We start from the raw sequence: 13769 nt of genomic DNA, 5'->3' as shown, positions 1-13769 counted from the left end.
TCCTTCGGCATTGGTCGGCGGCACAGCAGCCTGCACCTGGAGCTGTGCAAAAGCACAAAGACAGCCGCGCTACACTCCCCGAGACTGCTCAAGGCGAGCGCCGGCACAGGCGACGCGGTGACAACCATAACAACAGAGAACCCGATCATGGCACACAGCCCCGCCCCTGACCAAGGCACCGAGAGCACCCGCAACGCGCTGTACCGGCGCATCACCCTGCGGCTGATCCCGTTCATTTTCATCTGCTACCTGTTCAACTACCTGGACCGCGTCAACGTCGGCTTTGCCAAGCTGCAGATGCTCGATGCGCTGAAGTTCAGCGAAACCGTGTACGGCCTCGGCGCCGGCATCTTCTTCATCGGCTACGTGCTCTGCGGCCTTCCCAGCAACCTGGCGCTCAACCGCTTCGGCCCGCGGCGCTGGATCGCGCTGATGATGATCGCCTGGGGTAGCCTCTCCACCTGCCTGCTGTTCGTCACCACCCCCACCGAGTTCTATGCCCTGCGCCTGCTCACCGGCGCCGCTGAGGCGGGCTTCTTCCCCGGGGTGGTGCTGTACCTCTCGCGCTGGTTCCCGGCGGACCGCCGCGGCCGCATCATGGCCCTGTTCATGTCGGCGATCCCGGTGTCCGGCCTGCTCGGCGGGCCGTTCTCCGGCTGGATCCTCGACCACTTCGCCGCCGGCCAGCATGGCCTGGCCGGCTGGCAGTGGATGTTCCTGATCCAGGGGCTGCCCACCGTGGTGCTCGGCGCGCTGGCCATCGTGCTGCTCAGCGACGGCTACCAAAACGCCCGCTGGTTGAGCCCGGCCGAACGCCAGCTGATCGAGGCGGACCTGAAGGCCGACGCCGCCAGCAAGCCGGCCACCCGCGGTGACAGCGTGCTGGCGGTGCTGACCAACCCGCTGATCTGGACCTTCGGCTTTGTCTACTTCTGCATCCAGAGCGGCGTCTACGCCATCAACTTCTGGCTGCCGTCGATCATCAAGAGCATGGGTTTCGACAGTCCGCTGCTGATCGGCTGGCTGAGCGCCATCCCGTACCTGCTGGCCGGGGTGTTCATGATCCTGGTCGGGCGTTCGGCGGACCTGCGCAACGAACGCCGCTGGCACCTTGTGGTGCCGATGCTGATGGGCGCGCTGGGCCTGCTGATCGCGGTGAACTTCGCCGGCAACCCGCCCGTCGCCATCCTCGGGCTGTCCATCGCCACCATGGGCGCGCTGACCGGCCTGCCGATGTTCTGGCCGATGCCCACCGCGCTACTGACCGCCGGCACCGCCGTGGCGGGCCTGGCGATCATCAACTCGGTGGGGCAGATGGCCGGTTTCCTCAGCCCTTACCTGGTGGGGTTCATCAAGGACCAGACCGGTTCGACCGATGCGGCGCTGTATGCGCTGGCGGGGTTGATCGTGGTCGGCAGCCTGGTGGCGTTGCGGGTATCGCGGGGGGGTAGTGCTGCCTTGGCAGGTGCCCGTTCGTAATGTTAGCGCTCTATGTAGGAGCGGCCTTGCGCCGCGAAAGGGCTGCGCAGCAGCCCCGGGATCTCAGCGTCGACGCATGAATTGCCGGGGCCGCTACGCGGCCCTTTCGCGGCACAAGGCCGCTCCTACATAGGAAAATGCGTTAGTTGCGAGGCTTCCACCCCGCCTCGTGCAACGCCGTCAACAGCAAATCCCCCTCCAGCGCAGGCACCACCAGCCCGCCCTTGCCCTGCATCGTCCGCCCCGCCAGCAAGGCGTTGACGATCGCCTCCTCCACCGCCTCCGCCGCCGCCATGAACAACCCTGAGATATGGTCGTTGTTGAGCATTTGCACGCCTGTGCACTGGGCCAGCCCCTTGCGCCCGTAGTCAGCGGGCGGCAATCCCTGGTTGCCGGTGGAAAACGCCAGGAAGATATCCCCACTGGAATCCTCGGTACCGCCGCCGGTGCGGGCGATACCGATCGACGCCCGCTGCGCCAGGCGCTGGCATTGGTGCGCCAGCAAGGGCGCGTCGGTGGCGATCACCACCACGATCGAGCCCATCCCCGGGGTGCCCGCCTCGGCCTCGGCAAACGGCGACGGCAGGTGGCCCAGCTGGCGCCCGACCGGATACCCGTCGACCCGCAGCTCGCGTCGTTGACCATGGTTGGCCTGGACCAGGACGCCGACGGTCCAGCCCCCCTGCCCATCCTCCAGGCGCCGTGAAGCGGTACCGATGCCACCCTTGAACTCATGGCAGATCATTCCCGTGCCACCGCCCACCGGGCCTTCCTGCACCGGGCCGGACTCCGCGGCCTGCTGCGCCTGGCGCACCTGCGCCGGGGTCACGTGCTGGCCCCAGATGTCATTGAGCAGGCCATCGTAGGTTTCCATCACCACCGGCATGCACCAGTACACCGCGTCGTCCGGCAGGCGCTCACGCTCGGCGGCGATCAGCGCGTCGCGCACCACGCCGACGCTGTGGGTGTTGGTGATGGCGATCGGCGTGGTCAGCAGCCCGGCCTCGCGAATCCACTCAAGCCCCGTGGCGTCGCCGTTGCCATTGAGCACATGGCAACCGGCGAAGCACGGCTGCTGGCGGGCCGCGCCCGCGCGCGGCTCGATCAGGGTCACCCCGGTGCGAATCGGCGCCGGGCGTTGTTCGTCGATCAGGGTGCTGTGGCCGACCCGTACCCCCGGAACATCGGTGATGGCATTGAACGGGCCCGGGGTGCCGTGGCCGAGGGTGATGCCCAGTTGACGCGCACGCATGTGTACTCCTTGGATGCTCACAATTTCTGGAAAGTCGGGCTGAGGCGGCCGTGGGTGCTGTACAACACCATCGACACGGCCAGCAGCCCGAGAATGATCGACAGGTCGCGCAGCGATGCCTCGCGCAGCAAGGTCACCAGCAGCCAACCGGCGCCGCTGACCGCCAACAGGGCCGGCAACGGCCACAGCGGCATGCGGTACGGGTGCTCGCGGTCGCGGCGCAGCACCCGGCTGCACAGCGCGCAGGCCGCCACCACCAGGTAGATCAGCAGCAACAGCAGCACGGTGAACGAGGTCAGTTGCTCCAGGCTCCCGGACAGGCTCAGCAGCGCCGACGGCACGGCCAGGAACAGGGTCGCCAGCCACGGCGACTCCCAGCGCGGATGGATCAGCGTGAAGGCGCGATTAAGGGTTGGCGTCCAGATCGCATCGCGGCCGCTGCTGTACACCACACGGCCGACCTGGATGACGATGGCGACGATGGCGTTGAACACCGAGAGGAAGATCCCGGCGCTGACCAGCCGCGCCAGGGTCTCGTTGCCGTGGGCGGTCAGCAGGTAGCCGATCGGATCACCGCTGGCCAGCATCGCCTGCAGCGACGGCGCGCCGATCAGCAGCGCCGCCAGTGGTATCACCTCGATCGCCACCACCACCGCCAGCGACCACAGTACGGCGCGGTGCACGGTGCGGCCACGGTCCTTCATGTCCTCGGCCAGCAGCACCGCGCCACCGTAGCCATTGAAGGCGAACAGGGCCATGCCCACCGCCCCCAGCACCAGTGCCCAGGGTGCGACGACCAGGCTGCCCTGCTCAAGCATCTGTGGTTGCAGCAGACTCGCCACCGGCTGGCTGGCGTTGCCGAAACCCAACGTCACGATCACCAGCAGCGCGGCGACTTCGCAGAACAAGAACAACCCGGTAATCCAGGCGTTCAGGCGAATATTGAGGATGCCCAGCGCGTAGCTCGACACCACGATTACCAAGGCCACCGCCTGGGTGTCGAACGCGGTGCCCAAGGCGTTGTTCAGGTAGGTGGCGGCACCGGCGGCGAGTACCGGCGGGATGAACAGCATCGAAGCCAGCACGGTGAGGAAGGTGGCGTAGCCGGCCAGCCCACCGAACACCCGCTTGGCGTACACGTACTCACCGCCGGCGGAGCTGTGGGCACGCCCCAGCTCGGCGTAGCACCAGGCGAACATCAGCGCCAGGGCCGCAGCCATGATGAACGAGAGGAAGGCGCCGCTGCCGGCCTGCTGGATGGCGAACGGGGCGATGACGAACACGGAACTGGCCGGGGTCACCGCCGACACGGTGATGGCGACCACATCGAACACCCCCAGCCGTTGCTGGAGTGCGCCCGCGGGCGCTGCGCTGGAGCTCATGGCGTTTTTCCTCTGGTTGTTATTGGTTGTGAGGGGAAAACCGGTCACGCGGCCGCTGGACCTGGGCTGGACTGTAGGCTGGCGCGGTGATTGGGCCAATTACCTAAAGGGGGTACGCCTCTTGACGGGGAGCAGGAAACCTCCCAAGACTGCGCAATCGCAGGTCAAATGTTGTGGGAGCGGGCTGGCCCCGCGATGGCGTAGAGTCAGGCAACCCTGAAATATCGCGGGGCAAGCCCGCTCGCCCCCTCATTCCAGCCAACTGACTACTGACAGTCGCCAGCAATGGGATCTCATGCACAACCTGTTCACCGAAGCCAGCACCCACGCAGGCCTGGCCCGCACCGTCGAGCAGATCGGCCAGCCGCGCTTCTGGCGCCAGCTGATCCTGCTGCTGCAGCAATGGCTGGCGTTCGACAACGCCCTGGCGATGTTCTACCCCCGCGCCGGCCTGCCCCGGGCGCTGGAGATCTTCGATGCCCGGGGCGAAGGCAACCCCGAGGCCATGGCCCTGTACCTCAGCGGCCTGTACCAGCTAGACCCGTTCTACCAGGCCTGCCAGGAGCGCATCGGCGACGGCCTGCATCGCCTGGAGGAAGTGGCGCCTGACCAGTTCCGCCAGAGCGAGTACTACCTCAAGTACTTCCACGACCATGTGCTGGAAGACGAAGTGCAGTTCATCGTGCAACTGGGTGACAGTGGCGCCTTGTCACTGTCGCTGGGGCGCCGCGAGCGCTTCGACAGCACCAGCCATGGGTTGCTGGCGGTGGTATGCCCATGGGTGGTCGCGCTGATGGCACAGCACTGGCTGCAGCAGAGCCTGCGCCCGGCGCCGGCAGCGGGCATGGCCCACCAGGTGCGCGACGCCATGAGCCTGTTCGGGGCGAAAGTGTTGTCGGAGCGCGAACTGGAAATCGCCCGACTGATACTGCGGGGGTATTCATCCAAGGCCATGGCCGAACGGCTGGCCATTTCACCGGAGACCATCAAGGTCCATCGCCGACATCTGTACGCCAAGCTGGACATCTCGTCGCAGCCGGAGCTGTTTTCGCTGTTCCTGCAATCATTGGGGCATGATCCGCAAGATCCATGACGCACAAACTTCTTGCAGCTGGTTCCGACAGCCAGCATCGACCCTGAGCTTGAACTCAAGAGTCGCCAAATGGTTTGCTGGCTGCGGCTAGCAGTGGAGCCAAAGCCACCTTTTGCTGCTGAACCTGCTTGGTAGCTAATTTCAACTGGGCTGCTGGTAGGGCAGGCTGTACCGCTACCGGAGCAAGACTCTCGGTGCCCATCCAGGCCAGCAACTCCTGAAGCAACAACCAGCCCAATTGATTGACCTGCGTAGCTGGCAGGCGCAACCCTTGCAATGCCTGGCGAACCAGCTCAATGGCCCCAATTGACTGGATCAGAGTCTGGTCGGTTAAGACCAGCAAAGCCGCAAATAACTTGGAGAGCCGTGGGTCCGTAAGGTGCAAGCGTTTTCCTTCGGCAACTTTACGACTACCAGCCCAGGCACGCTTGAAGGTTTGGCTTTGAAAAAAAGCCGCGATGGTTTCTTCAAGTGATTGCCCAGACAACCGGCGCAGCTTCAATTTCACGAAGCGAGGACCTGTGTGCCTAGGTGCCCTGACTTGCTCAGCAGCCATCTGTACGGCCAATTGGCTGAGCACAAATCGCGATACATCTTCAAACTTGGCCGCATGCGATAGCTCAGTCCAGGTAAACCAAACACCTTTGGCCTCAACCGTGAACGGTTGGTGGAAGAGTGCCTGCAACTGACGCTCGGCGCCATCGCTTTGTAGCAGTAGATCCCAGTGCTGCCGCAATAGCGGTGGCCCCAAAGTCCTACCACCGCCCGCCTCGCTCGAAGCGGAACTGAACCCATCGCAGTAAGGCATGGATAGATTGTTGCAGAAAATCTCCCGGCTACCGCTCAACAATGCATCCATCAACTCCAGCATTGGGTTTTCAACCCTGCTGTCTGAATCCTGCCAAGTGCTCCAGCCCGATATCCTTCGACCAAGCCCGAGCGCCTTGCGCGCTCCCTCAAGACGGCGCAGGCTGCCCTCCACATCTTTGACCCTCAGTCCAGGGCGCAACAGTGTCATGCTGGCGTGATCGAGCTCCACAGGGAGTGGTTTGGCCGTTACCTGATCGGACAAGACAAGCAAGTACACCGAAGTAACCCACCCGTCGACACACCAAAGCGGTAAGCAATGGCGCTGCCCATTCTTCCTGAGTTGTACCAGCTGATAAGGGCCAGGAGCCAGGCTGGCATAGGCCACAATGGCCTGCGCGCGCCGTCCCACGGTCAAGCGCACCCGCTCTCCGGTCTGGAAATGCTCAAGCCGCAACTGCGCAAAAACCTGCTCCAGATGCGCCAGAGCATCGCTACTCGGTGACCATAACAGCATCTGAAAGCTGCGTTTTCCTTTAGCCACCAAATAACGCCCCAGCCCGAGGTTTCGGCATAGTGTCGTGCCACGCAGCGGTAAGGGCGACGGAAAAGCGATCGAAGCAAAGACGAACTGAATGGGTAATGAGGGTTCCTGGGAAACCTCTATCGCATGGAGGCTCTGTTCATACCCCACGCGCTGACGCAGGGTATAGTGGCCAGGAGCGAGTTTGACCTTGAGCCTGCCGACGCCTTGCGCAACCAGAACAGAACCCTGATTGACCAGGAAGAGCTCAGCGGCGCCATCCTTCACCACAATCTCGACCTCGAACTCGACGCGTTCGGGGTCCGCTTCAAATTTCAATGACATGTTGCGCTCCTGGTGTGAAATCCAGAGTGCCCCCCTCAAACATCAGTGTGTAAGCGCTGGCACTCAGGCGTAGCTCGAATTGCCGTTCAGCGCCCGCAGTGCCGCTCCAGTCACTTCTATAGGCACGTATGAGTATCTGATCGTCCCATTTGATACCGTGGTCATCCACAGTGCCCATGATGCACTGCAGCTCAGCGCGTAAGCGAAACCGATCGCCGGCAACCCATTGCTCACCCAGCCTGAACATTTGGTTGACCAGAGGCCGGTTCGACTGGAACAGCAGGTCTTCCTCCTCCGGCATCACGAAACGCGGAGAGGGGGCAGACCCCGTCGGATACCACTGGTTCCATGCATTGATCATGAACTGCTTGAGTTGACTGGCCGCCACTTGCCCCAGGATGTCACATGGAGTCTCTTGCAAAGCCCGCAACCAGGCATGCGTGGCCAAGCCAACCACCCTGCCCTTGGTATCTGGCAACTCTCGCTCATGCGCCTTGCCTCGTTTGGGTGCCGCGTAGATAGCCAGAACCTTGACCGACTCAGCATCTTCAACCTCGGTACTGGTAATCTGTGGCAGGGCGTACTCCATCTCGCTCACTGCATCACGACAGCAATCCATGAACAACACGATCTCGCGAAACATACCCGTGCGCTTGGCCGCTTCAGCATACAGGCTACCGGGCAAATTTCCGGGGTAGTCGCTGGAACAATCCGCGCCATATAAAGCCGCGCGGGTTGTCTTGTCACCCAGCATCGAGAAGCCGTGCCCCGAAAAATAGAGATACAAGCGCCCATCACGTCGGCGGATCATCGGGCCTTCGTACGTCACTCGCTTGAACGTGTCGGCGAACTGACTGGTGCTCGGTTGCCAGGAAAGCATGGCACCGGGCTCTGGTTCAATCAGACTCTGGTCCGTAACGAGGCGCTGGATATTGGCTTCGGGTAGATCGTAGCCCGGTGAACGCAACCACCTGTAGATATTGTCGACGTCATTGAGCGGACCGCCCAGCGGCGGGTAGTGCTCGGCATCCTGGTACCTGGCGATGCCGACCAGAATCGCATGATCGTCAGGCATGATGCCCCCCGTCGCCTTGTACGAAGGCCTGTATTGATTCCAAGGTCGATGGATCGTTGTCGAAGTCGCCATGTTTGCGCGAGTCGCTATTGAAACCAGCGACATGACCCAGGCTGGGTGACCAGACGACACGATCCGGATCCTTACTCAAGAAGCTGGAGACAATCTTTACCGGCTCGGACGCTATAAGCCTCCCTGGTCGCAGGAAACGCTCCATACCTACCAGCGGCATGTCTATCTCGCTCTCCCAGCCATCGTCGGTGGCGTTGCCTTCCAACAGACCAGAAACGAAATACAGCAAGCTACGGGTATAAAGCGGCTTGAGCATCTGGTCCTCGCACTCTCGGCTGTCGCGCATGGCGAACATCCGAAAGATCTTGAGCCGATCATGACCATGGGCGGTAATCGCTTGAGCAAACCGCGCGCAGGTAACCGCGGGGGCCAGAAACGCCACCCTAATCGGCACCTGCAAACCGGCCTTGCTGGCTTGGTCGAGGAAGTTGCAGATGTAGATGGCGCCCGTGCTGTGGCCTACCAAAGTTATCCTGGAAAACTGCTTGTCAGCGTCTTGTAACGTGCGCAACGCCCTAACGACTGCCATGCCGCAGGCTTCGTCACGGTTTGCGAAACTATCCTGTGTGTCGTTTTTCATCTGGTTCCACACCGCAGCCCCGAGCAGGTCGCCATGCACAGCGTGGCGCAAGACTTCCTCGACGATGGTGCAGTACAGGCCATGGTCGCTGCGGTTCCTGAAACGCTGGATGACAGCAATGACGATTTTCGCGGCAAAGCGTGCCACGTTGAGCCAGGTAAGTACTCCGCGCGTCTTGAACTGCCCCTGTGGTTGCCCATCGACAGGTTTGAACATTTCATCGACCGCCGCTTCACTGAGCACCATGTATGTGGCGCGAACCTTACTTTCCGCAGCACCTTTGGTCGCAATGTCCTCTGACGGGATCACCGCGTTGTAGGCCTGAGCTAGAGCGCTCTTAAAGTGTGGATCATTTGCCAAGCCCTGGTTGATGTCCTTGGCAAGGTTTTCTTGCCTGGGTAGAGAGCCTCGTGTCACCGACCCGTCTTTCGCATCAGGTTGCACGGTGCTCTGATCAACAGGCGGAACCTGCTGCTCGTCCCGAAACCACTGGTCATAAGCTTCACGAAACGCATTCACGCCTCCCGGAAAGCCTGTCTGGCCGTCAGACGAGAACTGTTTCAGCACCCACTCGGAAACCTTCTTGATCAGTTCTCGCAGCGCTGGGTCCTTCAGCAGGTCGGCCTTGTTGTTCCAGATCGCCTCTCTGAAGCCAGACTCCCAGACAAAAAACAGCGGATAGGCGCCGCACTTCTGATAGACCGGGGTCAGCGGCGCAACAATATTGGCCAATGCGTATTCGCGGGACACCAGACCGCCATGAAAATGCAGGACCAACCCATGCTCCGGAGCTAACTTGATAGCTTTGTCGAGGATCAATCGAACTTCATCAGGCTCGCTGAGTGGGGCTGCTCCCAGCAATCCGTTGGCAGATATCAAGTAATGGGCTTTGTCAGGTGTGGCAATTGATGTCCCCATTCCAGCTCTCCTCCTTTCGCCAAAGCCTGCAGAACTACTCTGTGGTCATAGCTTGAGTCTGGGTGGAAAAGCAGGTTTCGCAATATTTGAGGGCCATGAATTTTGCACCCTGTCAGCCAGTTTCACTGGTGCCAGAAACGCCCGCGCGACCTGGCAAGCCGGGGCCTGCCAGCAAAGCGCATTTCGGATGCCAAGCAGTATCTGATGTTTTTGGCGACTCCTCTTCGCACTCAGCGCCGCGCAACCATCCCCGCCACGCGATCCACCGCAATACGGGTCTTCTCCACCAGCTCATCCAGTTCGCCCCGGCTGGCCACCAGCGCTGGCGCCATGATCATCCGCCCCAGGGTCGAGCGAATGATCACCCCTTCCTCGAAACCGAAGGTGCGGCACTGCCAGGCCAGGTCGCTCTCGTTGGCGAAGCGCTTGCGCGTGGCCTTGTCCTCGACGAACTGCAACGCTGCCACCAGCCCGGCGCCTTGCACCTCGCCGATCAGCGGGTGATCGGCGAATACCTCGCGCAGGATGCGCTGCAGGTACGGCCCGGTGTCATCCTTGACCTGGCGCACGATGCCTTCGTCGCGCAGGGCCTTGAGGTTGGCCACGGCTACCGCGGCCGCCACCGGGTGGCCGGAATAGGTCAGGCCGTGGGCGAACACCCCGCCCCGCTCCACCAGCGCCTCGGCGATGCGCTTGCTCAGCACCAGGCCCCCCATGGGCACGTAGCCGCTGGTCAGGCCCTTGGCGATAGACAGGGTGTCGGGCTCGAAACCAAAGTGCTGGTGGGCGAACCATTCGCCGGTGCGGCCGAAACCGCCAATCACCTCGTCGGCGCACAGCAGCACATCGTACTGGCGGCAGATGCGCTGGATCTGGGGCCAGTAGCTCTCGGGCGGAAAGATCATGCCCCCGGCCCCCTGGAACGGCTCGGCAATGAAACCGGCGACGTTCTCGGCGCCCAACTCGAGGATCTTCTCCTCCAGCTGCAGGGCGCAGCGGCGGCCGAACTCGGCCGGGGTCAGCTCGCCACCTGCGGCGAACCAGTAAGGCTCGTCGATATGCGCGACATCCGGGATCAGCCCGCCCATTTCGTGCATGAACTTCATTCCCCCCAGCGCCGTGGCCGCCAGGGTCGAGCCGTGGTAGCCATTCCAGCGGCCGATCATGATCTTCTTGCTCGGCTGGCCGACCACCTGCCAGTAGCGGCGCACGGTGCGGATCAGCACCTCGTTGGCCTCGGAGCCGGAGTTGGTATAGATGGCGTGGCTGTAGTGGCCCGGCAACAGGCTGAACAGCAGCTCGGACAGTTCGATCACCGCCGGGTGGGTGGTATGGAAGAACATGTTGTAGTACGCCAGCTGGTCCATCTGCGCGGCGGCGGCGGCGGTCAGGTCCTTGCGGCCATAACCGAGCTGGGTGCACCACAGGCCGGACATGCCGTCCAGGTAGCGGCGGCCATCGTTGTCCCACAGGTACAGGCCTTCACCGCGGGTGATGACCCGTGGCCCCTCGGCGTTGAGCGCCTTCTGGTCGAGGAAGGCGTGGATGTGGTGGGCGGCGTCACTGGCCTGGTAGTCGCGGGTGTCGCGTTTGGGCGAGAAAGGTGCGTTCATTGTTGTTCTCCTCGGGTGAATGTCAGCGCAGCTGGATCCAGGTGGTCTTGAGCTGGGTGTACTTGTCGAACGAATGCAGCGAGAGATCGCGGCCGAAACCGGACTGGCGGCCGCCGCCGAACGGCACGGTCACGTCCAGGGCATCGACGGTGTTGACCGACACCGTGCCGGCCTTCAGCCGCCGGGCCACGCGGTGGGCGCGGTTGAGGTCGTCGCTCCAGACCGACGCGGCCAGGCCGTAGACGCTGTCGTTGGCCAGGGCGATGGCCTGTTCCTCGTCGTCGAAGGCGCTGACCGCCAGCACCGGGCCGAAGATCTCCTCGCGGGCCAGGGCCATGTCCTGGCGCACGTCGGTGAAGATCGTCGGTGTGATGAAGTTGTGCGAGCCATTCACGCTCAGGCGCTCGCCACCGCACAGCAGGCGCGCGCCCTCGGCCCGGCCCTGGGCGATGGCCGCCTCGATGCGCGCAGCCTGGCCGGCATCGACGATGGCGCCGGCGCGGCTGGCCGGATCCAGCGGATCGCCCGGCAGCCATTCACGGGCCTGGCGCAGCAGGCGCTCGACGAACTCTTCATGGATCGAGCGCTGCACATACAGCCGCGAGTTGGCCGAACACACCTCGCCCTGGTTGAAGAAAATGCCGAACGCCGCCTTCTGCGCCGCCAGGTCGAGGTCGCGGCAATCGTCGAACACCAGGTTCGGGCTCTTGCCGCCGCATTCGAGCCAGACCTGCTTGAGGTTGGACTGCGCCGAGTACTGCATGAAGTACTTGCCCACCTGGGTGGAACCGGTGAACACCAGGCAGTCCACATCAGGGTGCAGGCCCAGGGCGCGACCCGCCGTTTCGCCCAGCCCCGGCACCACGTTGAGCACGCCTTCCGGCAGGCCGGCCTGCAATGCAAGCTCCGCCAGTCGCAGGGCCGAGAATGGCGACTGCTCGGCGGGCTTGAGCACCACGCTGTTGCCTGCGGCCAGTGCCGGGGCGACCTTCCAGGCGGCCATGTCCAGCGGGAAGTTCCACGGCACCACCGCGCCGATGACGCCCAGCGCCTCGCGGCTGATCATCGCCACGGCACTGGCGGCGGTAGGCGCGACCTGGTCGTAGAGCTTGTCCAGCGCCTCGCCGTACCAGGCGAAGACGTGAGCGGCGCCGGGTACGTCGATGTTGTAGGCGTCCATCACCGGCTTGCCCATGTTCAGCGAGTCGAGCAGCGCCAGTTCCTCGCGGTGGGCCAGCATCAGCTCGGCCAGGCGCAGCAGCACGCGCTTGCGCTCGGCCGGCGCCATGCGTGCCCAAGGGCCGTGCTCGAAGGCACGGCGGGCGGCCCGCACCGCCTGGTCGATCTCGTGGTCGGCGCAGGCGGCGACCTGGGCCAGGCACTGCTCGGTCGCCGGGTTGATGGCGGCGAAGGTGGCGCCGTCGCGGGCCGTCACCGGGCGGCCGTCGATCAACGCGGTGGTGATGAAGCTTTGCTGTGCAGCGCGCTGCTGCCAATCGCTTTTCGTATGCACGCAGGTCTCCCCTCCGGCCACACGCGGGGCCGGTGATTGTCATTGACTGGATGAGGTGAAGCGGTGGTTCAGCGCCGTCGCAGGTAGCTTTCCAGCGGGTCCTTGCTCAGGCCTTCCTGGGCCTGGGCCAGCGAGGCGATGAACAACGAGAACAGCTCGGCCTGGGTGGCGATGTCGAGCTTGGCGTAGAGGTTCTTGCGGTGGGTCTTGACGGTGTCTTCGCTGATTCCCAGGCGCTCGGCCAGCGAGCGTGTGGAATGGCCGCGCAGCAGGTACTGGGCGACATGGCATTCACGCTCGGTGAGCAAGGAGGAGCCGAAATTGTTCAGCGCGGCGTTGATCTGCCGCCCCAGCGCGCTTTCAAAGCGCCCGCCCAGGGCCTCGGCATCCAGCTGCCCCCAGTGGCGGCGCACCACCGCCACCACCCAGGCGGCGACGCACTTGAGCTCGGCCACCTGACGGCTGCCCAGGCGCCGGGTGCTGCCAAGGGCCACGGCGATCGTCAGCTGGGCGTCCAGCGGCACCAGGTAGTTGAGTTCGTCCTCCAGATGCGCGTGCTGGTAGAACGAGGTGTAGTACTCGCTGCGCTTGAAGTGGTCCGGGGCGACATCGCTCAGGCGATAGCAACCGGCGGGCACGCCGTCCATGCAGGCGCGGTAGAACGGACACAGCAGGTAGTAGCCTTCGAGGTACTTCTGCACGTTGCCCTCGGGCAGCCAGGGTCCCTCGTCATCCTTGGCGAACAGCGCCGAGGGCAGGCCCTTGCGTGGGTACAGGAACACCGTGATGGCCTGGCATGGCGCCAGTTGGTTGAGGGCGGCGAACAACGCCTCGACGAACCCGGGCGTGCCGATGGCGTCGACCACGCGGGCCATCTGCGCATACCAGTCGGGCGAATTCAGCTGGGCGTTGCTCATTGTTGTTGTCCCCGCCAGGGTGAGTGCTGGACGGGATTGTTTCATGGGGGGGACGGGGCGGCTATCACCCTTCGGGGTGAGGAGCCAGTCTCAATTGCTGCACGATCCCTGTAGGAGCGGCCTTGCGTCGCGAAAGGGCCGCACGGCGGCCCCGGCGATCTCTGCTTTGACGCTGAGATCCTGGGGCTGCTGCGCAGCCC

10 protein-coding genes are annotated in these 13769 nt (G+C 63.6%); 2 read left to right on the top strand and 8 right to left on the bottom strand.

The window, feature by feature from the left end; genetic code table 11:
- Positions 1-147: 147 nt before the first annotated feature.
- Positions 148-1479, top strand: coding sequence for an MFS transporter (locus DMX06_RS19825; protein ID WP_110739010.1), 1332 nt, complete (start codon positions 148-150; stop codon positions 1477-1479).
- A gap of 142 nt (positions 1480-1621) precedes the next feature.
- Here DMX06_RS19825 and DMX06_RS19820 read toward each other — a convergent pair whose 3' ends face one another.
- Complete coding sequence (locus DMX06_RS19820; RefSeq protein ID WP_110739009.1) at positions 1622-2731, bottom strand: DmpA family aminopeptidase; 1110 nt, start codon at positions 2729-2731, stop codon at positions 1622-1624.
- A 17-nt stretch (positions 2732-2748) separates the two neighbouring features.
- Positions 2749-4113 (bottom strand): APC family permease, encoded by a 1365-nt coding sequence (locus tag DMX06_RS19815; RefSeq protein WP_110739008.1) that lies wholly within the window; start codon positions 4111-4113, stop codon positions 2749-2751.
- A gap of 295 nt (positions 4114-4408) precedes the next feature.
- On the opposite strand from DMX06_RS19815, the gene DMX06_RS19810 reads away from it, so the two are divergent.
- On the top strand, positions 4409-5206 hold the full coding sequence (locus DMX06_RS19810) for a helix-turn-helix transcriptional regulator (protein ID WP_110739007.1): 798 nt from the start codon (positions 4409-4411) through the stop codon (positions 5204-5206).
- Between the two features lie 55 nt (positions 5207-5261).
- Here the strand turns inward: DMX06_RS19810 and DMX06_RS19805 are convergent, their stop codons facing one another.
- From DMX06_RS19805 to DMX06_RS19775, 6 genes are all read right to left on the bottom strand, one after another.
- Entirely contained in the window at positions 5262-6881 is a 1620-nt protein-coding gene (locus tag DMX06_RS19805) for a hypothetical protein (protein WP_146232222.1), read from the bottom strand.
- Complete coding sequence (locus tag DMX06_RS19795; protein WP_181427872.1) at positions 6865-7956, bottom strand: caspase family protein; 1092 nt, start codon at positions 7954-7956, stop codon at positions 6865-6867. The genes DMX06_RS19805 and DMX06_RS19795 overlap by 17 nt, the downstream gene beginning before the upstream one ends.
- The gene (locus tag DMX06_RS19790) at positions 7949-9526 is read right to left on the bottom strand and encodes an alpha/beta hydrolase (RefSeq protein WP_110739003.1); all 1578 of its coding nucleotides are present in this window, start codon (positions 9524-9526) and stop codon (positions 7949-7951) included. Before DMX06_RS19790 ends, DMX06_RS19795 begins: the two co-directional genes overlap by 8 nt.
- 230 nt (positions 9527-9756) lie before the next feature.
- A complete protein-coding gene (locus DMX06_RS19785) occupies positions 9757-11139 on the bottom strand; it encodes an aspartate aminotransferase family protein (RefSeq protein WP_110739002.1) in 1383 nt (460 codons plus the stop codon).
- Between the two features lie 22 nt (positions 11140-11161).
- Positions 11162-12652, bottom strand: coding sequence for an aldehyde dehydrogenase (locus DMX06_RS19780; RefSeq protein ID WP_110739001.1), 1491 nt, complete (start codon positions 12650-12652; stop codon positions 11162-11164).
- 68 nt (positions 12653-12720) lie between these two features.
- Positions 12721-13569 carry a helix-turn-helix transcriptional regulator gene (locus DMX06_RS19775; RefSeq protein WP_110739000.1) on the bottom strand — a complete coding sequence of 283 codons (849 nt, stop codon included), beginning with the start codon at positions 13567-13569 and terminating at the stop codon, positions 12721-12723.
- Positions 13570-13769 lie beyond the last annotated feature (200 nt).

This window comes from Pseudomonas mosselii (assembly GCF_003205295.1).
Classification (GTDB): domain Bacteria; phylum Pseudomonadota; class Gammaproteobacteria; order Pseudomonadales; family Pseudomonadaceae; genus Aquipseudomonas; species Aquipseudomonas mosselii_B.
The sequence above is the reverse complement of the archived record's forward strand: the minus strand, read 5'-3'. Positions and strand labels throughout refer to the sequence as shown.

Bases quoted from the DNA above. Each gene is read 5' to 3' on its own strand.
- DMX06_RS19825 (WP_110739010.1), top strand. From the start codon at position 148: ATGGCACACAGCCCCGCCCCTGACCAAGGCACCGAGAGCACCCGCAAC.
- DMX06_RS19820 (WP_110739009.1), bottom strand. From the start codon at position 2,731: ATGCGTGCGCGTCAACTGGGCATCACCCTCGGCCACGGCACCCCGGGC.
- DMX06_RS19815 (WP_110739008.1), bottom strand. From the start codon at position 4,113: ATGAGCTCCAGCGCAGCGCCCGCGGGCGCACTCCAGCAACGGCTGGGG.
- DMX06_RS19810 (WP_110739007.1), top strand. From the start codon at position 4,409: ATGCACAACCTGTTCACCGAAGCCAGCACCCACGCAGGCCTGGCCCGC.
- DMX06_RS19805 (WP_146232222.1), bottom strand. From the start codon at position 6,881: ATGTCATTGAAATTTGAAGCGGACCCCGAACGCGTCGAGTTCGAGGTC.
- DMX06_RS19795 (WP_181427872.1), bottom strand. From the start codon at position 7,956: ATGCCTGACGATCATGCGATTCTGGTCGGCATCGCCAGGTACCAGGAT.
- DMX06_RS19790 (WP_110739003.1), bottom strand. From the start codon at position 9,526: ATGGGGACATCAATTGCCACACCTGACAAAGCCCATTACTTGATATCT.
- DMX06_RS19785 (WP_110739002.1), bottom strand. From the start codon at position 11,139: ATGAACGCACCTTTCTCGCCCAAACGCGACACCCGCGACTACCAGGCC.
- DMX06_RS19775 (WP_110739000.1), bottom strand. From the start codon at position 13,569: ATGAGCAACGCCCAGCTGAATTCGCCCGACTGGTATGCGCAGATGGCC.